Source organism: Xenorhabdus sp. Sc-CR9 (assembly GCF_963897815.1).
Classification (GTDB): domain Bacteria; phylum Pseudomonadota; class Gammaproteobacteria; order Enterobacterales; family Enterobacteriaceae; genus Xenorhabdus.
In genome coordinates this window covers 1-735 of sequence record NZ_CAWQTY010000098.1, presented here as the reverse complement: position 1 = coordinate 735, position 735 = coordinate 1, and the positions used below count along the sequence as shown (strand labels likewise).

Below are 735 nucleotides of genomic sequence, written 5' to 3'. Positions count from 1 at the left end.
GGAATAACAGCACGATGTTTCCCCCCGAAACATGAATTGAGAGCCAAAAGTTTTCGTCAACGAAAACGGAGAGGGAACTTAAGGCGTTACCTCCGCGTTACGGTAACGGTTCAGGTAACTAAAACAGGGGATCGCGATTGCGTGGTATTTATAAGAAGATATTAATATGGTGATCCACCAGCAACACCAGTATTCACACTGTTTACAGCGAGTTATAGAGGGTGTTTGGGGTTGGTTTCTATGCCGTTTGGCGTTATCCAAATCAGTGTTACTGTCCACTGTTACGGTAACGATAAGTAACGCAAAATAGGTGATCTCGATTGGTAAATTAATATAAGACTGTATACCAATCGAGATCACCTTAAGAAGAGAATTTCACAGACCTAATTCAGCGTGAGAGCCTAGACGGACAAGGGTTAGTGTTTCGTCGTCGGGCTTCTCGTAAATCAGTACCAAATCCGGTTTGACGTGGCAATCTCTGAACCCTGTCCAGTTTCCCGTTAGTGGATGGTCGCGGTGTCGTGGTTCAAGTGGAATGTCGGCTAACAGCGCAGATAAAACAGATTGAAGGTCGGCATCAAGTGTTGCGCGATACCGTCCCTTCTTCTCACGCTTATAGTCGCGCTTGAATTGGCTGGTGTATTCAGTCGTCCGCATTGAGATCACTAAACAGAGTTTTGAGGTCAGCCGCCTTAGTTACATTTCCTGCACGAGCCTCACGCATGGCCGCAATAG

At 46.3% G+C, this 735-nt stretch carries 1 protein-coding gene; it reads right to left on the bottom strand.

The genetic code is table 11. The features are described from left to right. Window positions 1–375: 375 nt before the first annotated feature. On the bottom strand, window positions 376–657 hold the full coding sequence (locus AACQ81_RS04735; RefSeq protein WP_237388505.1) for a type II toxin-antitoxin system YafQ family toxin: 282 nt from the start codon (window positions 655–657) through the stop codon (window positions 376–378). Window positions 658–735: the final 78 nt, after the last annotated feature.

Bases quoted from the DNA above. Each gene is read 5' to 3' on its own strand.
- AACQ81_RS04735 (WP_237388505.1), bottom strand. From the start codon at position 657: ATGCGGACGACTGAATACACCAGCCAATTCAAGCGCGACTATAAGCGT.